Here is a 21,194-nt window from a genome sequence, read left to right as displayed (position 1 = left end):
AGCGGCCGGATCGGTCGGAGCGGCCGGAGCGGTCGGAGCACGGAGGGCTGGGCCGGTCGAGTCATGGCGGCCCCCGCCGTCCTGCTGCTCGTCGTCTTCTTCCTCGTGCCCGTGGTCCTGTGCTTCGTGCTGGCCTTCACCAATGCCCGGCTGGTCTCGCCGGAGCCGTCGACGCTGATCGGGCTGGCCAACTTCGAGCGGCTGCTCCACGACCCGCTGTTCTGGCAGTCGCTGCGCAACACGTTCTACTTCGCGGTGGTCGTGGTGCCGGTGCAGTCCGCCCTCGCGCTCGTGCTGGCGCTGCTCGTCAACGGCTCGTCCCGGGGCACCAACGTGTTTCGCACGCTGTACTTCATCCCCGTCGTCACCTCGATCGTCGTCGTGTCGATCCTGTGGAAGTTCATGTACCAGCAGAACGGGTTGGTGAACCACCTGCTGCAGGCAGTCAGCTTCAACACGATCCAGGGCGCGGACTGGCTCGCGAACCCCTCGACCGCGATGCCGGCCATCATCGCCATGTCGGTGTGGCAGGCCGTCGGCTTCCACATGGTCATCTGGCTCTCCGGGCTGCAGACCATCCCCGGTGAGCTCTACGAGGCTGCCGAGCTGGACGGGACGACCCCCTGGCAGCGGTTCTGGCACGTGACCTGGCCGGGGCTGCGCAACACGCGCACCTTCATCCTCGTGACCATCACGATCGCCGCGCTGTCGCTCTTCGCCCAGATCAACGTCATGACGAGCGGTGGCCCGCTCGGGTCCACGTCGACCGTGGTGTACCAGGCGGTGCGCGTGGGCTTCCAGCAGCAGGAGACCGGCTACGCGTCAGCGATCTCCCTGGTCTTCTTCGCGCTCGTGCTCACCATCTCGCTGGTGCAGCGCTTCCTCACCCGAGACAAGGACTGATGATGAGTTCACGCCCCGGCGGCTCGCAGTGGAGCGGCCCCGTGCTGTGGGCAGTGCGTGTGCTGCTCGCCTGCTTCTTCGCCTTCCCGATCGTCTTCATGCTCGTCTCCTCGCTGAAGCCCGACGACCAGATCTTCGCGGACCTGTCGTCCGTCGCGGCGTTCCTGCCCACGGGCAGCATCTCGCTGGACAACTACCGCAGCGTCTTCGAGACGGTGCCGGCAGGGCGCTTCCTGCTCAACTCGATCGTCTTGTCCTTCCTCACCGTCGTCCTCGGCGTGGTGGTCAACTCGTTGGCCGCGTTCGCGCTGTCGCGCCTGCGCTGGCGGGAGTCGGGCCTGGTGCTGTCTGCGGTGATCGCCACGCTCGCGGTGCCCTTCGAGACCTTCGCGCTGCCGTTGCTCTGGTGGGTCAACAAGCTGCCCTGGCTGGTCCTGCAGGACGGAGTCCCCGTGTGGACCTTCGGCTGGCTCGACACCTACCGCGTGCAGATCATCCCGTTCATCGCCAACGCGTTCTCGATCTACCTCTACTACTCGGCGTTCCAGTCGATCCCGAAGGAGCTCGACGAGGCGGCGCGGGTGGACGGCGCCAGCTGGTGGCGGATCTACCGGCAGGTCGTGATGCCGCTGTCCGGGCCGGCGACAGCCACCGTGGCGATCCTCACGTTCCTCCCCGCGTGGAACCAGTACCTGTGGCCGTTGATGGTCGTGCAGTCCGAGGAGCTGCGGCCGGTCATGGTCGGCGTCTCCTACTTCTTCCAGCTCAACGTCGAGTGGGGTCCCATGATGGCGTACGCCTCCCTGATCACCCTCCCCGTGCTGGCCCTGTTCCTCGCCTTCCAGCGAGCGTTCATCGGCAGCATCGCCTCGACGGGGGTCAAGGGATGAGCGGCCGTCCCCGTCGGCACCTGACCGCCAGTCGCGGCTGGCTCAACGACCCGCATGGCATCACCTTCCACGACGGGCGCTACCACGCGTTCTACCAGGCGAACCCGCTGGGGACGACCTGGGACCGGGCGATCCACTGGGGGCACGCCACCAGCACCGACCTGCAGACCTGGCACGACGAGGGCGTCGCGCTCGCTCCCGCGACCGACGAGGTCGGGTGCTGGACGGGGTGCCTGGTGGACGACGGCGACCCGGTCATCTACTACACCTCCGTCACCGACCCCGACCTCAACCTCGGCGCCATCCGGGAGGCCCGGCCCCTGGACGCGAGCTGGTCGACCTGGGCCGCGGGTGAGCGGGTCGTCGCCGCGCCGGTGCACGAGGACCTGCGCGTCTTCCGCGACCCCGCGGTGCGGCGCACCCCCGACGGCTGGCGGATGATCGTGGGCGCCGGCTACCGCGACGGGCGACCTGCGGTGTTGAGCTTCGGCTCGACCGACCGCCGCTCGTGGCACTACGAGGGGCCTCTGCTCATGGGGGCACCCGACGGCTCACCGGACCAGCCGTGGCTCGGGGCGGCCTGGGAGTGTCCGCAGGTCCTGCGGGTCGACGGGGCGGACGTCCTGCTGGTCGGCACCTGGGCCGACGAGCAGACCTACGAGATCTGCGCCGCGGTCGGCACCCTGGACGGGCACGAGCTGCGTGACGTCCGGTGGTCGGAGCTGACCAAGGGCGAAGGACACTACGCGCCGACGGTCTTCACCGACCGTGAGGGCCACCCCACGATCATGTTCTGGATCCGGGGGGTGGGCAGTGCCCTGGACGGCTGGATGGGGGCGCTGAGCATCCCCTACCACATCCGGGTCGTCGACGGGTCGGTCCGCCTGACCCCGCACCCTGCCGTGGCCCACACGCAACCGCGCGACGGTGCGGACCTCGCCGGCTGGACCTGGGACGCTCGCGTCGGCGACCGGCTGGAGCTGGTCGGAGGCGGGCGCCCGGCGTCGCTGCAGCGCACCTGGCGCGGTGTCGAGGTGACCGCCGGTAAGATCTCCGTCGTGCTCGACGTGCCGGTCGACCAGGTCGACGTGGTGATCGACCAAGGCTTGGTGGAGGTGAGCACGGAGCGACAGCTCACCGCGTTGGCGCTCGACCCGGGCGTGCGCCTCGGCGCGGCGACCGGCCGGCTCCTGGCCTGGCCGGGGGAGGCGTCCTGATGCGGCGCTCGACCCGCTTGGCGGGCGCAGGCATGGGACTGAGCCTCATGCTGACGGCCATGGGGTGCACGAACGCGACGCCCGGTCATGGCTCGTCCGCGGACGCCTCGAGGACCGCGGGCTCGACGGCGGGCGCGGCCAGCTCCGTGCCCGCGATCAACCCCACCAGCCGCCGCGACACGTACCACTTCACCGTGCCGGACCACTGGAAGAACGACCCGCAGCGGCCGATCTGGTTCGACGGCGCGTTCCACTACTACTACCTCTACAACGCGGACTACCCGCGCGAGGTCGGCACCGCCTGGCGCCACGCGACCACGAAGGACAACGTCACCTTCACCGACCAGGGCGTGGCCATCCCGAAGAAGACCAACGCCAACTTCGACGTGTGGTCCGGCTCGGTCGTCGAGGACACTACGGGCAGTGCGGGATTCGGCAAGGGCGCCATCGTCGCGCTGGTGACCCAGATGGACCACCCGACCCCGCAGCAGATCGTCGACGCCTCAGGGCCCCAGGCGCAGTTCCTGTGGTACTCCGTCGACCGGGGCAAGACGTTCAAGCCGTACGGCGAGCGGCCGGTCATGCCCAAGCCGGGTGTCCGAGACTTCCGCGACCCCAAGGTGATCCGTGACGAGGCGCGCCAGCAGTGGGTGACCGTGCTCGCCGAGGGCAACAAGGTCGGGTTCTACACCTCGCCGGACCTGAAGTCGTGGACGTACGTGTCCGGCTACGTCCGCGATGACCTCGGCACGCTCGAGTGCCCCGACCTGTTCACCATCCGCACGGCGAGCGGCCAGACGAAGTGGGTGCTCGGCGTCTCGGGCAACCAGACGCCCTCGGGCGGGCCCAACACCTATGCCTACTGGGTCGGCTCGTTCGACGGACGAGCCTTCACTCCCGACGACCCGACCGTCCAGTGGCTCGACCACGGCAACGACTGGTACGGCGCGGTGACCTATGCCGATCCGACGAGCGACCAGCGCCGCTTCGCCATCGGCTGGATGAACAACTGGGCCTACGCCAACCAGCCCGCTCCTACCTGGACGAGCGACGGGTTCACCGGGACCGACTCGATCGTGCGGGAGCTGAGGCTCGTCGACGAGGGCGGCCGGATGTCCCTGCGCTCCGCACCGGTGTCGACCTTGCGACAACGAGCCAGCCGGACGATCGATCTCGGGACCGTGCCGGTCGACGGCACCCGAGTGATGCCCTATCACGGTGAGTCATACGTGCTGGATGCCGATCTGACCTGGAGCCAGCACACGCCCGAGACCAACGTGGGCATCCAGGTCCGGCGCAGCGCGGACGGCTCTCGGCACGGCGACATCGGCGTCTACGGCGACTACGCCTATGTCAACCGCGCGCATGCCGGCAACCCCGGCCGGTTCGCCGAGACCAAGAGCCCGTTCGACCTGTCGCGTGGTTCCGTGCACGTGACCGTGCTGGTCGACCGCAGCACCATCGAGGTCTTCTTCGACGACGGCCGCTCGGTGCACTCCAACCTCGCCTTCGCCGAGCCCGGGGACGACGGGCTGGCGTTCTACGGCGTCGGGGGAGGGGGTGAGCTGCGCAACGTTCGCATCACCGAGATCACCCCGATCGGCTGACTCGCGCGGGTCGGCACCGAGCGTCGCCCTTTGCGCAAATGTTGCGCAAGTTGCTCAGCCCGCTCGCAGGCGGCCGCCGCGACGTACGCTGATCTGGCGCATGGCAGTCACGCAACGTGCGCTCGTGCGCACCGCTTGCCCCGTAGGTTCACTGTTGATCCTTTGGAAAGGCATGACCATGAAGAGAATCCGCACCATCGTCACCGTGGGCGTGGTCGCGTCCACCGGCTTCCTCGCCGCCCCTGCTGCCTTCGCCGGCACGTCGGCTCCCCCGGGAAGCCAGCGGCCTGCGGCGACACCGGCCACCACGCACACCCAGGACGACTTCTCGCCCTGGTCGAACTTCACGATGCGCTGGACCCGGGCCGACGCGCAGAAGATCAAGGCGTCCTCGGACCCCAACGTGGCCCCGGGCACCAACTCGTTGCCCACGCGGCTGACGATGCCCGAGATCCCGGTCGATTTCCCGGTGATGAAGGACAAGGCCGGCAAGCAGGTGTGGGTGTGGGACACCTGGCCGCTCACCGACGCGCACGGGAACACCTACAGCTTCAAGGGCTGGAACGTCATCTTCTCCCTGACGGCCGACCCCTACGCGGGCTACACCTTCGACGACCGGCACGTGAACGCGCGGATCAGCTACTGGTTCCGCAAGGCGTCCGAGCCCAACAAGCCGTGGATCTACGGCGGCCACGTCTTCGGCGATCGCACCCCGAAGACGCAGGCGGAGTGGTCGGGGTCGGCCCGTGTGTTCAACAACGGACAGGTCAAGCTGTTCTACACGCACCTGGACTTCGCCGACCGCGCGAAGCCGGACGCGACGATCGCCCTGTCCACCGGTGCCCTACGGGCGAACGCGAACGGCGTGTGGCTCACCGGCTTCACCAAGACCACCCCGCTGCTCAAGCCGGACGGCACGTACTACCAGACCAACGACCAGAACCCGTACTTCAGCTTCCGCGACCCCTACACCTTCGAGGACCCGGCTCACCCCGGGAAGACGTTCATGGTCTTCGAGGGCAACACGGCCGGCAAGCGCGGGGACTACCAGTGCCAGCGCAGCGACCTCGGTCGGTCGGGTGAGAACCCCGCCCAGGTGACCAGCGCGGGCGCCAACTATCAGATGGCCAACATCGGTCTCGCGGTCGCGACCAACGCCAACCTCACCAAGTGGAAGTTCCTGCCCCCGATCCTCTCGGCCAACTGCGTCAACGACCAGACCGAGCGCCCGCAGTTCGTGATCAAGAAGGTCGGCAACATCTACAAGTACTACCTGTTCACGATCAGCCACGCCTTCACCTATGCCGCCGGCCTGCGCGGACCGGACGGTGTCTACGGGTTCGTCGGCAACGGGATCCGCAGCGACTTCCAGCCGTTGAACGGCGGCGGGCTGGTGCTCGGCAACCCCACGGACCTCAACCTGACCTCGACCGACCCGCTGCAGAACGGGCGGCAGTTCCAGGCGTACTCCCACTACGTGATGCCTGGCGGCCTGGTGGAGTCGTTCATCGACAACGTCGAGGGGCGTCGTGGCGGCACGCTGGCCCCGACCGTCAAGCTGCGGATCGGCGCCACCACCACCTCCGTCGACCGCTCCGTCGGCACCAACGGTCTGCTCGGCTACGGCTACATCCCAGCCCTGCACGACATCGGCTGACACATCGGCTGATACATCGGCTGACCCAGAGCGGCGGCCCGGTCGACCCGACCGGGCCGCCGCTCACCGGATTCAAAGGCTTTCATGGCACGATGGTGACGATGACGACCCTCGGCAGACTCCGGCACCCTCGCGGGGAGGACTCGGTCGACGGCCTGCACCCGATCAAGGTGGACCGGCGCACCAAGGACCTGACCAAGCGGCTGCGCCCCGGGGACATCGCGGTCATCGATCACGCCGACATCGACCGGGTCTCCGCCGAGGCGCTGGTCGCCTGCAGCCCCTCCGCGATCGTCAACGCGCGCCGCTCCACAACCGGCCGCTACCCCAATATCGGCCCGCAGATCATCCTCGACGCGGGCATCCCGCTCGTGGACCAGGTCGGCGCAGCCGTGCTCGAGCAGGTCGAGGAGGGCCAGCTCGGCAAGCTGGAGTGCGCCGACCTGCTGGTGGACGACCGGGTGGTCGCCTCCGGTCAGCTCTCGACCCGGGAGGCCATCGAGGCCGACATGGAGCGGGCCCGCGACGGGCTCGCTGAGCAGATCGAGGCGTTCGCCGCGAACACCCTCGAGTACATCGCCAAGGAACGCGGCCTGCTGCTCGACGGCGTCGGGCTGCCACCGCTCAAGACCGAGATGCGCGGCCGGCACGTGCTCGTCGTGGTGCGCGGCTACCACTACAAGGAAGACCTGCGCGCCCTGCAGCACTACATGCGTGAGTACAAGCCCGTTCTCATCGGCGTCGACGGGGGAGCGGACGCCCTGCTGGAGGTGGGCCGCAAGCCGGACCTCATCGTCGGCGACATGGACTCGGTGAGCGACGCCGCGCTGGCCTGCGGCGCTGAGATCATCGTCCACGCCTACCGCGACGGTCGGGCCCCCGGGCTGCAGCGGGTCACCGATCTCGGCATCGACGCCATCGTGTTCCCCGCCACCGGCACCAGCGAGGACATCGCCATGCTGATCGCCGACGACGCGGGCGCCGAGCTGATCGTCGCCGTCGGCACGCACGCCACCTTGGTCGAGTTCCTCGACAAGGGTCGCGCCGGCATGGCCAGCACCTTCCTCACCCGGCTGCGGGTCGGCGGCAAGCTCGTCGACGCCAAGGGCGTGTCACGGCTCTACCGCTCCCGGATCTCCAGCTTTTCCATGCTGCTGCTCGCGCTCGTCGGCCTGCTCGCGCTGTGGGCCGCGCTCGCGGCGACCCCGGGCGGCCAGGCCCTGCTCCAGCTGATCGGTGCGCGCTGGGACGACCTGGTCTCGTGGATCGTCGGGCTGGTCACGTGAGCGCCGTCATCTCGTCCCCGATCGCAGGAGTCTCGTCGTGATCGACTTCCGCTACCACCTCGTGTCGATCATCGCGATCTTCCTCGCGCTCGCCATCGGCATCGTGCTCGGCGCCGGCCCGCTGAAGGAGGACATCGGCACCACGCTCAGCAGCGAGGTCACCAAGCTGCGCGCCGAGAAGGCCGACCTCAACACCCAGCTGTCGGACGCGAAGTCCGACCAGCAGGCGGCCATGACGTACGGCGCGGCGACGCTGCCCCTGGTCGTCAACGGGCGGCTCAAGGGCCAGACCGTAGCCCTCGTGGCTGGTCCGGACAGCCCCACCGACCTCGTGGACGACGTCGCCGACGCCGTGGTCGCCGCCGGTGGTCAGGTCGGACCGCGCGTGCGCCTCACCAAGGACATGATCTCGACGTCTGGCGCTCAGGCCCGCTCCGAGCAGGTCGCCAGCATCGCCGCGGCGGCGAAGGTCACCGCAGGTGACGCCGCCGACCTGCCCGCTGTGCTCCTCGCCCGCTCGGTCGTGTCCGGCGGCGCGTCCGCCCCGGTCTACGACGAGACGTTCGGGCCGACCGTCCTGCCGAAGCTGAAGTCGGCCGGCCTGCTGCAGTACTCCGAGGGCGCACCGGGGCCGGCGACCAGCTCGATCCTCGTAGCCGGCCCCGTCTCCTCGGACAGTGCCGAGCAGACGACGGCGGAGCAGAAGTCCTACCTACGCATCGTGGGTGCACTGGACCGGGTCGGTCGGGGGGCCGTCGCCGCCGCCGCGTCCACGCCGGCCGCGGCCACCACCGACACCGGGGTCGCCGGCGGCGTCATCGCCGCCATGCGCGCCGACGGCTCCACCAACGCCGCCGTGTCGACCGTCGACGACCTCGAGCTCCCGATGGGGCAGGCCGCCACGATCATCGCGCTGCAGCAGCAGCTGGTCGGCAAGGTGGGTCGCTACGGGTTGACCAAGGACGCCCAGGGGCCGATCCCGGCGCTCACGCCATGACCTGGTCGGTCGGTGCCGCGGGTGGCACCGGTGCCGTGGCTGTCTACGCGCTGCTGACCCGCTGGCCGCCCGGAGGCGTCGAGCGGTGGACCCGCACCAGTCACGCCGGACGGTCGGTCACCCTGCTCGAAGGTCCGGCCTACGCGCTCGGCGCGCTCGGTGGGTTGGCTTGGGCCGCAACGACATCCGGTAGACCCCGTGGATCCGGCAGCGTCGGCGCCGGGACTGTCGTAGCGGGCGCGGCGGCGGTCACGGGCGCAGCAGTGGTCGGCGCACTGGACGACCTCGCCGGCGCCACCGACGTGAAGGGCCTGCGCGGCCACCTCGGCGCGCTGCGCGAGGGACGCGTCACGACGGGCAGCACCAAGATCGCGGTGCTCGGGCTCACCGGCCTGGTCACGACCCTGCTCGTCGACCGTGCGGGTGCTCGGCTGCTCGGCACGCTGGTCGGCACCGCGCTGGTCGCCGGGAGCGCCAACCTGGTCAACCTCTTCGACCTGCGTCCGGGCCGTGCGCTCAAGGTCACCCTCGGTGCCGCGGGACTGCTCGCCGCCGGTGGGGACGCCGGGCCGGTCCAGCCCGAGGCCACCCGCGCGCTCGCCCTCGCGGCCGCGGGACCCGCCGTCGCGCTGCTGCCCGAGGACCTCGCCGGCCGCGCGATGCTCGGCGACACCGGCGCCAACGCGGCCGGCGCCCTGCTCGGCACGGCCCTGCTGACCCGACTCGGCCCCCGCGGCCGGCTCGGTGCGCTCGCGGTCGTGAGCGCCCTGGTGCTGGCCTCGGAGCGGGTGAGCTTCACCCGCGTCATCGAGGCGACGCCGGTCCTGCGCGAGCTCGACCGGCTCGGGCGGTCGTGACCCCTCGGGCGCGCGGGTCGCTCGTCGCCGCGACCGGCCTCATCGCGGTGCTCACCCTCGCCTCCCGGCTGTTCGGCTTCGGTCGCACGCTCGTCTTCTCGTCCACGGTCGGCGCGACCGAGGTCGGCACGGCCTACAACTCGGCCAACATGCTCCCCAACGTGCTCTACGAGGTGGCCGCCGGCGGGGCGCTCGCGGCGGTCGCGGTGCCGCTGATCTCGCGCCACCTCGCGCGCGACGAGGACGCGCAGGCGGACCAGGTCACCTCGGCGCTCCTCACCTGGGCGATGCTCGTGCTCGTGCCGCTCGCCGTGCTGCTCGCCGTCCTCGCCGGGCCGATCACGGCGCCCTTCGTCGCCGAGCAGTCCATGGCGACAAGGGAGCTCACCGCCGAGCTGTTGCGCTGGTTCGCACCCCAGCTCCCGCTCTACGGGATCTCCGTGGTCGCCGTCGGTGCGCTGCAGGCGCGCGGTCGCTTCGCCATGGCGGCGACGGCGCCGCTGCTCTCGAGCGTCGTCGTGATCATCGCCTACCTCGCCTACGCCGCGCTGAAGGGCGACGGCTCGCCCGGCGGGTTGAGCGACGCCGCGGTCGCCGCGCTCGCGGGTGGCACCACCTTGGGTGTCGTAGCCCTCTCGCTGCCGCTGCTCGTCCCGCTGCGTCGCACCGGGGCTCGGTTGCGTCCCACCGTGCGCTTCCCGCCCGGGGTGGCGCGCACCGCCCGGGGGCTCGCCGTCGCGGGGGTGCTCGGCCTGCTCGCTCAGCAGGCCGCCGCGATCGCGATCATCTGGTTCGCCAACAACCGCGGCACGACGGGGACCGTCAACATCTATCAGTACGTCCAGGCGGTCTACCTGCTGCCCTACGCCGTGCTCGTCGTGCCGATCGCCACCGCGGTGTTCCCCTCGATGGCGGCCGAGGCGGTGGACGCGCGGCTGGCGACGGCGGCGCGGTCGATCGTCGCAGCCGGTGCGGTGGGGGCGGCGACGCTCGTGGCCGTCGCGCCCGCCGTCGGTGCCTTCTTCGCTGCGATCGACGCCGGGCGCAGCGGCGGCATCGGCGGTCAGGGAGTCCGTGACGCAGTGAGCGCCGGGCTGGTGACGTTCGCTCCCGGGCTGCTCGCCTTCGGGCTGGCCGCCCTGCTCAGCCGGGCGCTCTACGTGCGGGGGCGGCCGTCGGCGGCCGCGCGCTGGGCGCTCGCCGGCTGGGGGATCGCCGCCGCCCTGCCGTTCGCGCTGCCGTCCGGGGACGCGACCAGCGCCATCGTCGCCCTCGGCATCGGTGCGAGCGTCGGCATGACCGTCCTCGGCCTCGGGCTGCTGGTCTCGGTGCGCTCCGGCTGGGGGCCGGCGGCCGTGAGCGGTGTGGGCCGCAGCCTGCTCGCCGGGGTCTGCGCCCTGGTGGTGGCCGGCGTCCTCGGCCACCAGCTCGGTTCCTGGCTGGCTCCGTCGGGCGTGGGTGCTGCGCTTGTGGTGGGCGTGACCTGCGCGGTCGTCGCCGCCGTCGTCGCGGTGGCGCTGCTGACCGTGACCGACCGAGCGGGCATCGGCGCGCTCCTCGCGCGGGTGGCCGGACTCGCTCGGCTCGGACGAGGGCGGCGCACGGGATAACGTAGGTGTGACAAAGGGCACGAAGGGCACGCGCTCCACCGAGCGCCCCCGGTCCACGCGCACGTGCGGTGCACGTGCAGCTCGAAGGAAGCGAAGTTAGAGACGTCATGCGAATCCTGTTGGTGATGGGCACGAGCTCTGGCGGCATGGGCCGCCACGTCCAGGGTCTGGTGAAGGGGCTGGTGGCCCGGGGCCACGACGCGATGGTCGCCTGCCCCAAGGAGGCCGACGACCTGTTCGGCTACGCCGACACCGGCGCCCGGGTCGTCCACGTCCCGATCTCCGACCGACCCAACCCGGCGGTCGACATGCGCAACCACGCCACCCTGCGCGGCCTCATCGAGGGCTCGGACGTCGTGCACGCCCATGGTCTGCGCGCCGGTGCCGTCTGCGCGCTCGCGCGCACCGGCCTGTCCAACCCCCTCGTCGTGACCCTGCACAACGCGACGCCCGACGGCTCGTGGCTCGCCGGGGTCTACAACGCGCTGGACCGGCTCGTCGCGAGCAAGGCCGACATGGTGCTGTGCGTCTCGAGCGACCTCGAGAACCGTCAGCGCGAGCTCGGTGCCAAGCACGTCGCCTCCGCCGTGATCCCCGCCCCGCCGTTCGAGGTGTCGGCCCGCGACCGCTCGGAGGTGCGCGCCGAGCTCGGCATCGACGACGACACCAAGCTCGCCGTCGTCATCGCCCGGCTGTCCACCCAGAAGGGGCTGCCGGTCCTGCTGAACGCCGCAAACCTGCTGCGCGACAAGGGGATCCAATTCGTCATCGCCGGTGACGGGCCGCTGCGCGACGAGCTCCAGGACGACATCGACAACCGCTCGCTGCCGGTGCGCCTGCTCGGCGACCGCCGCGACGTCCCGGACCTGCTCCAGGCCGCAGACGTGGTCGTGAGCTCGGCCAACTGGGAGGGCCAGCCGCTCGCGCTGCAGGAGGCGCTCGCGGCCGGGTGCCCGATCGTCACGACCGACGCCGGGGGCACCGCCGCCGTCGTCGGCTCCGCCGGTGTGCTCGTGCCCGTCGGCGACGTCCAGGCGCTCGCCGCGGCCGTCGACCGGGTCCTCTCCGACCCCGAGGAGCGGGCCGACCTGAGCCGGCGCGCCAAGGCGCGCGCCGACGCGCTGCCGACGATCGAGACCGCCGTCGACGCCGCCCTCCAGCAGTACGAGAACGCCATCGCCTTCAAGGCGTAGGGCGTAGGGCTGCGGCGGGTCGGGTCCGCGCGTCTGGTCCCCGGCCCGCCGGTTGTCACGTAGACTTGAAGCCCGTGGTGGCTACGAAACACATCTTCGTGACCGGAGGCGTTGCCTCGTCGCTCGGCAAGGGGCTCACGGCCTCTTCCCTCGGACATCTGCTGCGCGCGCGGGGGCTGCGCGTCACGATGCAGAAGCTCGACCCCTACATCAACGTCGACCCCGGCACGATGAACCCGTTCCAGCATGGTGAGGTCTTCGTGACCGAGGACGGGGCCGAGACGGACCTCGACATCGGCCACTACGAGCGCTTCCTCGACGTGAACCTCGTCGGGCGGGCCAACGTGACGACCGGCCAGGTCTACAGCAACGTGCTGGCGCGGGAGCGGCGCGGCGAGTACCTCGGTGACACGGTCCAGGTGATCCCGCACATCACCAACGAGATCAAGGACCGGATGCGTGAGCCGGCCACCCTCGGCAAGGACGCGCCGGACGTCATCATCACCGAGATCGGCGGCACCGTCGGCGACATCGAGTCGCTGCCGTTCCTCGAGGCCGCGCGTCAGGTGCGGCACGAGATCGGGCGCGACAACAGCTTCTTCCTGCACGTCTCGCTGGTGCCCTACCTCGCACCGAGCGGTGAGCTGAAGACCAAGCCCACCCAGCACTCGGTCGCCGCGCTGCGCCAGGTCGGCATCCAGCCCGACGGGCTGGTGCTGCGCGCCGACCGCGAGATCCCCGAGAGCATCAAGGGCAAGATCTCGCTGATGTGCGACGTGGACCGCGAGGGCGTGTGCGCGTGCGTGGACGCGCCGAGCATCTATGACATCCCGAAGGTCGTGCACGGCGAGCAGCTGGATGCGTTCGTCATCCGTCGCCTCGGGCTGAAGTTCCGCGATGTCAACTGGGCCGACTGGGACCGGCTGCTGCGCCGCGTGCACCAGCCCAAGCACGAGGTAGAGATCGCGCTGGTCGGCAAGTACATCGACCTGCCCGACGCCTACCTGTCGGTCACCGAGGCGCTGCGCGCCGGTGGCTTCGCCCAGGACGCGCGGGTGACGATCCGCTGGGTCGCGTCCGACGGCTGCGAGACGCCCGAGGGGGCGGAGGCGGCGCTCGCCGGCGTCGACGCCGTGCTCGTCCCGGGTGGTTTCGGCGTGCGCGGCATCGAGGGCAAGCTCGGCGCGCTGCGCTGGGCCCGTGAGAACCTCGTGCCCACCCTCGGCATCTGCCTCGGCCTGCAGTGCATGGTGATCGAGTTCGCGCGCGACGTCGCGGGCATCGAGGGCGCGTCGTCCAGCGAGTTCGACCCCGAGACGCCCGCCCCGGTCATCGCGACGATGGCCGAGCAGAAGGCGTTCGTCGAGGGCGCCGGCAACCTCGGCGGCACGATGCGACTCGGGGCCTACCCCGCCCGGCTGACCAAGGGATCGGTCGTCGCGCAGGCCTACGGCTCGACCAAGGCGAGCGAGCGCCACCGGCACCGCTACGAGGTCAACAACGGCTACCGCGACCAGCTCGAGGCTGCCGGCCTGGTCTTCTCCGGCACCTCGCCCGACGGCACGCTCGTCGAGTTCGTCGAGCTGCCGAAGGACGTGCACCCCTACTACGTCTCCACCCAGGCCCACCCCGAGTTCACGTCCCGCCCGCACCGGGCGCACCCGCTGTTCTCCGGGCTCGTGGGGGCGGCGCTGGAGCGTCGTGCTGGCGATGGGGCTGGTGATGGTGCTGGTGCTGGTGTGGCTGCTCGTGACGGCGCTGCCGAGCCCGTCGAGACGGCCTGAGCCATGGGCTTCCTCGGTGCGCCGGTCGTCGGCGTCGACGAGCTCGTGGACCGGATCGACCCCCGACCCGTGCTCGAGTCGCGCACGATCCACGAGGGCTACGTGTTCGACCTGGTGTCGGAGACCGCCGACCTCGGCGAGGCAGGAACGGTGCGCCGCGAGTTCCTGCGGCACCCGGGCGCCGTCGCGATCCTCGCGCTCGACGACGAGGAGCGGCTCGTGGTGGTCCAGCAATACCGCCACCCCGTCGGGGCGTTCGACTGGGAGATCCCGGCCGGTCTGCTGGACGTCGCCGGCGAGCCGCCGCAGCTGGCGGCCGCCCGCGAGCTGGGCGAGGAGGCCGACCTGCGCGCCGAGCAGTGGGACGTGCTCGTCGACTACTGGACCACCCCCGGTGGCAACGACGAGGCGATCCGTGTGTTCCTGGCCCGCGGGCTCAGCCCGGTGCCCGAGGCCGAGCGGCACGAGCGCGAGGACGAGGAGCTCGGCATGCCGACCGTGTGGGCGACCCTCGACAACGTCCAGGAGGCGGTGCTCAGCGGGCGGCTGCACAACCCCTCCACCTGCATCGGCGTCCTCGCGGCCTGCGCTGCGCGCGACCGTGGCTGGGCGACCCTGCGTCCGGCCGACGCGCCGTGGCCCGAGCACCCTCGGCGGCGGTGACCCGGTGGTGAGCAGCTGATGAGTGGGGGAGCGGCGTTCGGGCTGGCGCCGGCCGCGCGCTCGGGTGAGTGCCCGTGCGGCTCGGGGCGCCCGCTGTCGGTCTGCTGCCGGCCGATCCACCTGGGCCAGCGCGAGGCCGCCACGCCCGAGGAGCTGATGCGCTCGCGCTACACCGCGTTCGCCCTGGGCGACGCGGACTACCTGCTGCGGTCGTGGGACCCGCTCGCCGCGCCCGGCGACCTGCGTCTCGATCACGAGCGCGAGTGGGTCGGTCTGCGGGTGCTGCGGTCTGCTGGTGGTGCTGCAGGTCTTGCTGGTGCCGGCGGGTCCGCTGGTCGTGATGACGACACGGGTGTCGTTGAGTACCAAGCGGACTCGGTGGTCGCTGGTCGACGCCACCGACTGCACGAGATCGCGCGCTTCCGGCGCCACCATGGCCGGTGGGTCTACGTCGACGGCGACTTCCCGGACTGAGCCGGCCGCTGCTCGACTGGCTCGGGCGTCCCGCGACCGCCGTGCTAGGCGATGCCGAGCGCGGGACCCGGGGTGAAGCCGGGCAGCACGGTGGCCAGGTCGGCGTTGAGCAGCCGCCTGGTGAGGATCTCCGCGAGCACCTGACGGTAGTCCGTGGTGACGGGCACGTCACCGAGGACGAGGTTGCCGGGGGTGAGGCTCGGAACCGACCCGTAGACCTGGCCACCGTTGATGCCGCCGCCGGCGACGAACATGACGTTGCCGTGGCCGTGATCGACGCCGAGGTCGGCGTTGGTCTGCACGCGCCGCCCGAACTCGCTCATCGTCACGACGGTCGTGCGGGCCCACATCGGCCCGAGGTCCTGGGCGAAGGCCGCGATGGACGTCGACAGGTCGATGCTCTTGCGGGAGAACCAGTCCGTGGTGACGGCCGGCGAGCCGAGGCCCTTGTGCATGTCCCAGTCACCGAGGTCCACGCAGGCGACCTCCAGGCCCTTGCCGGCCTTTGCCAGCCTCGCGACGTCACGCAGGCCGTAGCCGAAAGTCGTGTCCGGGTAGACCGCCCCGTTGGCCGGGACGTACTTGTCACCGGGGACGGCCCGCACGTCCGCGAGGCCCGCGACGGCCTGCATCGTCTGGCGGCACTGCGCGGCCGCCCGGCCCCCGGCGTCGGCGAACATCTTCTCGACCATCGACACCATGATGTCCGTCGACTTGTCGCCGTTCCAGCCGTTGACCTTGAAGGTGTCGAGCGTCGAGGTCGCCAGCGTCTCGAAAGCTGTTGTGCTGAGCGAGAGTACGGCGCGGTTGCCGATCGTGATGGCGCGGAAGGTGCCCTGCGTCGACGCGCTGGACTGCAGGTGTCGACCGAGCCAGCCGGAGCGCATCGCTGCCGGGGCGGCCTGCTCCACCGTGTTCATGTCCTCGAAGTGCGACCGCTTCAGCGTGGTGCTCCCGGCGCCGTGCACGATCGCGAGCTGCTTTGCGTCCCAGAGGGGTTGGAAGGCGGCCAGGTTCTTGTTGAGGGCGAACGTGTCGTCGAGCGGGATCGAGGTCTCGGCGGTCACCGCGGTCTTGCCGCGTGCCGCCTGGTAGGCCGGGTCGTTGATCGGTGCGACCGCCGAGATGCCGTCCATGCCTCCGCGCAGGAAGACCACGACGAGCAGGTCGCGCTGGGTCGCCGTGGCGGCGGGGGAGCCGGCCGGTTGCGGTGCGGCGAATGCGTAGCGCGGCTGGGCCCCCGCCGCGAGCAGTGCGCCGAATCCGGCTGAGGCGCCTTGGATCACGTGGCGACGAGACAGTCGGCGTGGTCCGCCATCGACGTGCTCGCAGTCCGGCACCTCGGTGCGCGGGCGCTGGGGGGCGACCAGCCGGTCTACCTCATGGGCGTGGACGTAGCGGGGACCGTCGGGCGTCTCGACGCGCAGCCGGCTGTCGGCGTCCCGGTGGGTGTGCATGGGCGTGACGAGGTCCTCGTGCAGGAGCGCGTCGTGGTCGCGAAGGGTGGGGCGGGGTAGGGTCATCGGGATCACCGCATCCAGGCGTAGGGGGACATGGCCACGAGCCGGACCACGTGGGGGACGTACCAGCGGCGCGCGTCGGCCGAGACGACGTCGGTGTCGGTGGCGGGGCGGTCTCCGTGGGCCGCGAGGTAGGACGCGATGTGCGCGAGATGCGTTCGCGGCCAGGTGAATCCGGTCAGCGTGGTCGCGATCAGATCGGCCGCGGCCCAGACGTTCATCCCGGCCTTCACACCGAGGGCGTCGGCCCACACGACCTTGTCGAACGACTCGTCCCAGAACTCCATCTCTGACTCGGTGCCGTTGAGCCCGTTGAGCAGTGAGGCGGTCGAGAGCCACGCCGCCGCCACGTCCGGGAATCCGTTGACCGCCGGCCACATTCGCAACGGCTGACCCGCGTTGGCGATCATGTCGTGCAGCTGGCCGGGCCACCACGGGTTGACCCGGAAGTCGTAGGGCGGGTGGAAGGTCTTGGGGCGGGTCGCCGCGACGAGCATGCCCTGGTGCTCCAGCGGCCGCTTCCACTTCAGACCTGCAGAGGCCGCGAACTCGGCGTGGTTGAACAGCGCTCGCAGCACCGGCACGATCGCGGTGTCGTTCTGCTGGTAGACGTCGGCGAGGTGCGTCACCAGCGCGGCCGACGGCGTGTCGCTGACGAAGCGCACCGCGATCCGCCTGGCGATCCGCTCGGCCGTCTTGCGGTGACGCGCCAGGTAGTCCGAATAGGCTTTGAGCAGAGCGGCGTTCGTCTCTGCGGTCGACGTCTGGCTGTCGTACTTCGAGGGCGGGTTGGGGTGGCTGAACTCCATCACCCTGACCGGGCCGGTCTTGTGGGACCACCACGCGTTCGAGTAGTCGTAGGTGGTCCAGTCGATGCTGTGCCCGGTCAGGATGATCGAGCTGTTGACGACGTCGGTCTCGGTGTAGTTGCCGACGCCCACGGTGTAGAGCTCGAGCAGCTCGCGGCCGAGGTTCTCGTTGGGGCCGGACTTCCGGTTGAGGTCGTTGTTCAGATACATCAGCAGCGCCGGGTTGGTCAGCGCGGCGTGCAGCAGGTCGGTGAACCGGCCGAGCGCGTGCTTGCGCAGCACCCGGTGGTTGAAGTCGGCGACCCACATCTCGAGGTCGCCACCACGAGCGACGTAGATCTGGTCGCTCCAGAGCTCGACCATCGACTCCTGCAGCACGCGCTTGGTGTAGAGCGGCCGCACGGCGAGCATCTGCGCGAGGACCGGTGAGCAGCGCCACGGCTCCTGCCCGGTGGCCGCGACCTGCTGCGAGACGGTCATCGACATCCAGGGGAAGGACTTGGCCTCGATCGCGGCCCAGACGGGGTCCGGGACGGTCTCCGGTAGCAGCTGGGCCTCGAACCACGGCCCGATCCCCATCGCCTTGATCTCCGCGACCAGGGCGGTGTTGGGCATCTGGGCGAGGCGGCGTGCGACGTGCCACTCGGCCGACGTCGTCGGCGCGAGGCCCGGGGCCGTGGGGCACCGTGCGGCGAGCACCTGCCCGGCGGTGAGCCGGGTCGGGATGGTCGGTGCCTCGTGCGCGCTGGTGCTCGGGCTCGGCGTGGGCGTCGCCCGTCGCGCCGTGGGCGTCGGTGCTGGGGTGGTCGTGGCTGGTGGGGTGGTGGCCGGTGTGGGTGTCGACGTGGCCGCCGGGGTGGCGGGTGACGTGACCGCCGAGGTGGCGGGTGCAGCGGTCGGCGTGGCGGCCGGTGCGGCCGCGGCACCGGTCGACGCCGCGGGGGCCGGTGTGGGGTCTACACCGGGGAGGCCGAGCAGCACGCGGCGCGAGAGCATGGGGGAGAACAGGCTGGAGAGCATGGAGCAGCGTCCTGTCTGTGGGGGGGGCGACCAGCGGACGGGGGCTCCGATGGCTACAGAACGTAATGTCTGTTCACGGTAAGTAGTAATAGGTCGGCGGGGAAGGTAGCGGCGCAAGATTCCCCCGTCTGCATGAACGTTCAACCCGCGGGCGGTCTTGAGGCGCGGTCCTGATGGGCGGTCGTGACGGGCGGCTACGGTCCAGCGGTCGGCTTCCGGCTCACGCGGGTCGGCTGGCCCGGTCTCGCTTCGTGCCTGTGCGTCTGCTTGCTCGTGCGCGAGGGCCTGCGCAGAGGCGGTGGGCGCGACACCACGCAGCCGCGGGGACTGCGCGATCGGCGCGGTCGGCGCAGTCGGCGCAGTCGGCGCTTCGATGTCGTGCGCGTCCCGAGCGGCCACCGGTCTATCGCCACATCGTCGGGACCGGCCTGCTCGAGCGTCACGAGTAGCTCGGGGAGTGGCGGCTTCCTTGGGGCTCGCCATGGGCAGCCTCCTCGCGGGCAGGGGGGTGGGTCAGACCCTCCTGGCACACTGCAGCTCAGAAGGTGGCAACGACGCCGCCGCAGAGCTCGGAGGTCACTGAAATGACTGTCTGGCAACATCATTCGAGCCGTCGTCGAGGATTCACCACGGCGGTCATGCCGGGCCACGGTCGGCTGTGGGAGGAGGTCACGGAGCTCGTGGCCGCGTCCGCTGCTGGTGTGCAGGCCGTGAGCCACGCGCCGGGTTGACCCCCTCGCTCAGCCACTGCGCTGATGTGCTGCACCGACGTGCTGCCACAGAGGTGGCCCGGTAGAGACGCGATGCTGCAGATGCGCTGTGGCACAAACCGATCCGTTCGCCGGTAGCGATCACCACCGGCGGACAGGGCTGATGACTTGCCCTCCCAGGCATGCTGCGGAAGCGCCGAAAAGATGTTCGATTAGTGTTCGAATCCCTTTGCAAGGGAATGTGATTCACCCAAATGATCGATAGCCGCGATAGCGCCCGAAACGGTAGGATCTGGACATGGGACGACTCGAGGTGACCGACGCAGCGACCACGGTCGCGGCCGTCATCGAAGCCGTCTGCGTGCTGCGTGAGGGGCTGGACTTCCTCGGCGACGACGAGCTCGCCGCGCTGACCTGTGACCTCGCCGTCGCTGCCACCACCGCGGGTGGTGCGCTGATCGCGTGTGCCCAGCAGGCGGTGACCCGGGGACTGCCCGCAGCGTCCGGGTCCGGTGGGTTGACCAGCTGGCTGGTCGAGACCACGAACCCCGACCCCACCCCGCAGGTCGACCACGTCGACTCCACCACGGGTGCGCGCACCGGCGCGGCCTGCGTCGGCGACCGCGACTGGGGCGCCTGGCCCGCCCTCCCCGACACCAACCACCCCGACCCGAACGCCGCCGACACGAACAACCCCGAGGCCGGCCACCGCAACACCAGGACCGGCACCGGGGACGACGGTGACGCCGATGGCAACGGTGGCACCGACGGCAGCCCGGGCGACGGCAGCGGCGGGTCTGAGGGTCCGGAGGGTCCGGATGCGTGGTGGGGGCGGCTCGGTGACCGGCCGGTGGGGTTGACGATCCCGGACGCGGCCGCGGTAGCCAAACTGGTGCTGCGCTGCCCCGCCATCCCGCTGAAACCGTTGGTGCACGACGCGATCGTCGGGGCGATCACCGTCAAGGACGCCCTGACCTGCCGGGACGTGTTCTACCGCGTCGACGGCGCCCTACCCGTGCACGAGCACGACGCTGTCGTGACCGGGCTGCGGCACCTGGCCCGCGGCAGACTGTCCAAACCCGTGCTCAAAGCGTTCGAGCAAGCCATGCTGCTACGCGCCGGCAGCCCCGGACCCGACCTGGAAGACCGCCAGCACACCACCCGCCGCGCCTTGACCAAGGCCCACCAGCGCGCCGACGGCATGTGGGAGTCCACCCTGCTGCTCGACCCCGAGAGCCACGCCACCCTCGAAGCCGCCATCGACGCCCTGTCCGCCCCCGCACCCGCACCCGGGGACAGTGGCCAGCGTGACGAGCGCACCCCCGCCCAACGCCGCGCCGACGCCCTGGTCACCCTGGTCACGCTGGCCCGCCTCGCCGCCGACGCCGACACCCGCGGCCCGATGGGCGCCAGCTGCCGGGTCGTGGTCACCATCGACTGGGACACCCTCAAGACCGCCCTCGGTGGCCACGGCCAAGCCCACGACGGCACCATCCTCACCCCCGGACAAGCCCGCCGGATGGCCTGCGACGCCGAGCTGCTCCCCACCGTCCTCGGCGGGCAGTCCGTGCCCCTGGACGTCGGCCGCAAACGCCTCGCCACCGCCGTTCAACGCGCCGCGCTGGCCATGCGCGACAAAGGCTGCTCCTTCCCACGGTGCACCGCCCCACCGGGCTGGACGCGGGCCCACCACGTCACCCACTGGGCCAACGGCGGCCCCACCAGCCTGGACAACCTCGCCCTGCTCTGCGACCACCACCACCGCCTGGTCCACCAACGCGGCATCACCGCCACCATCACCCCCGACCACGTCACCTGGCACACCACCCGCACCCTGACCGGCTGGCAACCCACCACACCCCCCACCACCACGACGGCGACAGCCGCCTGACCCTGGCCCCGACCCTGGCCCCGACCCGCCCCCGCCGACCCCGCCGCGACCCGCCTGACCCAGCCCCGGACCCGGCCTGACAGGAGAACCGAGCTCGGCGAGGACG

The 21,194-nt window shown here is 70.9% G+C and carries 16 protein-coding genes; 14 read left to right on the top strand and 2 right to left on the bottom strand.

What is annotated here, in order from left to right; translation table 11 throughout:
* The first annotated feature begins 63 nt into the window (after positions 1–63).
* The 13 genes from MM440_RS04400 to MM440_RS04340 all read left to right on the top strand — a co-directional run bounded on the left by MM440_RS04400 (position 64) and on the right by MM440_RS04340 (position 15,138).
* The gene (locus MM440_RS04400; protein ID WP_241442573.1) at positions 64–903 is read left to right on the top strand and encodes a carbohydrate ABC transporter permease; all 840 of its coding nucleotides are present in this window, start codon (positions 64–66) and stop codon (positions 901–903) included.
* Positions 904–905: 2 nt separating this feature from the next.
* Positions 906–1,793, top strand: coding sequence for a carbohydrate ABC transporter permease (locus tag MM440_RS04395; RefSeq protein ID WP_241442571.1), 888 nt, complete (start codon positions 906–908; stop codon positions 1,791–1,793).
* Positions 1,790–3,010, top strand: coding sequence for a glycoside hydrolase family 32 protein (locus MM440_RS04390; protein WP_241442569.1), 1,221 nt, complete (start codon positions 1,790–1,792; stop codon positions 3,008–3,010). The genes MM440_RS04395 and MM440_RS04390 overlap by 4 nt, the downstream gene beginning before the upstream one ends.
* A gap of 32 nt (positions 3,011–3,042) precedes the next feature.
* Positions 3,043–4,617 carry a glycoside hydrolase family 32 protein gene (locus MM440_RS04385; RefSeq protein ID WP_241442567.1) on the top strand — a complete coding sequence of 525 codons (1,575 nt, stop codon included), beginning with the start codon at positions 3,043–3,045 and terminating at the stop codon, positions 4,615–4,617.
* A gap of 172 nt (positions 4,618–4,789) precedes the next feature.
* Positions 4,790–6,274 carry a glycoside hydrolase family 68 protein gene (locus MM440_RS04380; protein WP_420914129.1) on the top strand — a complete coding sequence of 495 codons (1,485 nt, stop codon included), beginning with the start codon at positions 4,790–4,792 and terminating at the stop codon, positions 6,272–6,274.
* Positions 6,275–6,375: 101 nt separating this feature from the next.
* Positions 6,376–7,560: a putative cytokinetic ring protein SteA gene (steA, locus tag MM440_RS04375; protein WP_241443360.1), complete on the top strand. Its 1,185-nt coding sequence runs from the start codon at positions 6,376–6,378 to the stop codon at positions 7,558–7,560.
* Positions 7,561–7,597: 37 nt separating this feature from the next.
* A complete protein-coding gene (locus MM440_RS04370; protein ID WP_241442544.1) occupies positions 7,598–8,557 on the top strand; it encodes a copper transporter in 960 nt (319 codons plus the stop codon).
* Complete coding sequence (locus MM440_RS04365) at positions 8,554–9,414, top strand: hypothetical protein (RefSeq protein WP_241442542.1); 861 nt, start codon at positions 8,554–8,556, stop codon at positions 9,412–9,414. Before MM440_RS04370 ends, MM440_RS04365 begins: the two co-directional genes overlap by 4 nt.
* Positions 9,411–11,024 carry a murein biosynthesis integral membrane protein MurJ gene (murJ, locus tag MM440_RS04360; RefSeq protein WP_241442540.1) on the top strand — a complete coding sequence of 538 codons (1,614 nt, stop codon included), beginning with the start codon at positions 9,411–9,413 and terminating at the stop codon, positions 11,022–11,024. Before MM440_RS04365 ends, murJ begins: the two co-directional genes overlap by 4 nt.
* Positions 11,025–11,149: 125 nt before the next feature.
* On the top strand, positions 11,150–12,217 hold the full coding sequence (locus MM440_RS04355) for a glycosyltransferase family 4 protein (RefSeq protein WP_241442538.1): 1,068 nt from the start codon (positions 11,150–11,152) through the stop codon (positions 12,215–12,217).
* Positions 12,218–12,291: 74 nt separating this feature from the next.
* Positions 12,292–14,001 (top strand): CTP synthase, encoded by a 1,710-nt coding sequence (locus MM440_RS04350; protein WP_241442536.1) that lies wholly within the window; start codon positions 12,292–12,294, stop codon positions 13,999–14,001.
* 3 nt (positions 14,002–14,004) lie between these two features.
* Entirely contained in the window at positions 14,005–14,664 is a 660-nt protein-coding gene (locus MM440_RS04345) for an NUDIX domain-containing protein (protein ID WP_241442534.1), read from the top strand.
* 18 nt (positions 14,665–14,682) lie between these two features.
* Positions 14,683–15,138 carry a YchJ family protein gene (locus MM440_RS04340; RefSeq protein ID WP_241442533.1) on the top strand — a complete coding sequence of 152 codons (456 nt, stop codon included), beginning with the start codon at positions 14,683–14,685 and terminating at the stop codon, positions 15,136–15,138.
* A gap of 44 nt (positions 15,139–15,182) precedes the next feature.
* On the opposite strand, the gene MM440_RS04335 is transcribed toward MM440_RS04340, so the two are convergent.
* Positions 15,183–16,661, bottom strand: a complete 1,479-nt coding sequence (locus tag MM440_RS04335; RefSeq protein ID WP_241442531.1) for a DUF1501 domain-containing protein — start codon at positions 16,659–16,661, stop codon at positions 15,183–15,185.
* Between the two features lie 5 nt (positions 16,662–16,666).
* Positions 16,667–18,487, bottom strand: coding sequence for a DUF1800 family protein (locus MM440_RS04330; protein ID WP_241442529.1), 1,821 nt, complete (start codon positions 18,485–18,487; stop codon positions 16,667–16,669).
* Positions 18,488–19,495: 1,008 nt separating this feature from the next.
* Between MM440_RS04330 and MM440_RS16910 the strand changes: the two genes are divergently transcribed.
* The gene (locus MM440_RS16910) at positions 19,496–21,088 is read left to right on the top strand and encodes an HNH endonuclease signature motif containing protein (protein ID WP_277626271.1); all 1,593 of its coding nucleotides are present in this window, start codon (positions 19,496–19,498) and stop codon (positions 21,086–21,088) included.
* Positions 21,089–21,194 lie beyond the last annotated feature (106 nt).

The sequence above is a fragment of the Arsenicicoccus piscis genome (assembly GCF_022568835.1).
Lineage (GTDB): Bacteria > Actinomycetota > Actinomycetes > Actinomycetales > Dermatophilaceae > Arsenicicoccus > Arsenicicoccus piscis.
Note: the sequence above shows the minus strand (reverse complement) of the source record. Positions and strands in the feature narration are given on the sequence as shown.

What these genes read in the sequence shown, in the direction of transcription:
- MM440_RS04380 (WP_420914129.1), top strand. Translation starts at nt 4,790, where the DNA reads ATGACCATGAAGAGAATCCGCACCATCGTCACCGTGGGCGTGGTCGCG.
- MM440_RS16910 (WP_277626271.1), top strand. Translation starts at nt 19,496, where the DNA reads ATGGGACGACTCGAGGTGACCGACGCAGCGACCACGGTCGCGGCCGTC.
- MM440_RS04340 (WP_241442533.1), top strand. Translation starts at nt 14,683, where the DNA reads ATGAGTGGGGGAGCGGCGTTCGGGCTGGCGCCGGCCGCGCGCTCGGGT.
- MM440_RS04365 (WP_241442542.1), top strand. Translation starts at nt 8,554, where the DNA reads ATGACCTGGTCGGTCGGTGCCGCGGGTGGCACCGGTGCCGTGGCTGTC.
- MM440_RS04390 (WP_241442569.1), top strand. Translation starts at nt 1,790, where the DNA reads ATGAGCGGCCGTCCCCGTCGGCACCTGACCGCCAGTCGCGGCTGGCTC.
- MM440_RS04345 (WP_241442534.1), top strand. Translation starts at nt 14,005, where the DNA reads ATGGGCTTCCTCGGTGCGCCGGTCGTCGGCGTCGACGAGCTCGTGGAC.
- MM440_RS04355 (WP_241442538.1), top strand. Translation starts at nt 11,150, where the DNA reads ATGGGCACGAGCTCTGGCGGCATGGGCCGCCACGTCCAGGGTCTGGTG.
- steA (WP_241443360.1), top strand. Translation starts at nt 6,376, where the DNA reads ATGACGACCCTCGGCAGACTCCGGCACCCTCGCGGGGAGGACTCGGTC.
- MM440_RS04395 (WP_241442571.1), top strand. Translation starts at nt 906, where the DNA reads ATGAGTTCACGCCCCGGCGGCTCGCAGTGGAGCGGCCCCGTGCTGTGG.
- MM440_RS04400 (WP_241442573.1), top strand. Translation starts at nt 64, where the DNA reads ATGGCGGCCCCCGCCGTCCTGCTGCTCGTCGTCTTCTTCCTCGTGCCC.
- MM440_RS04330 (WP_241442529.1), bottom strand. Translation starts at nt 18,487, where the DNA reads ATGCTCTCCAGCCTGTTCTCCCCCATGCTCTCGCGCCGCGTGCTGCTC.
- MM440_RS04385 (WP_241442567.1), top strand. Translation starts at nt 3,043, where the DNA reads ATGGGACTGAGCCTCATGCTGACGGCCATGGGGTGCACGAACGCGACG.
- MM440_RS04335 (WP_241442531.1), bottom strand. Translation starts at nt 16,661, where the DNA reads ATGACCCTACCCCGCCCCACCCTTCGCGACCACGACGCGCTCCTGCAC.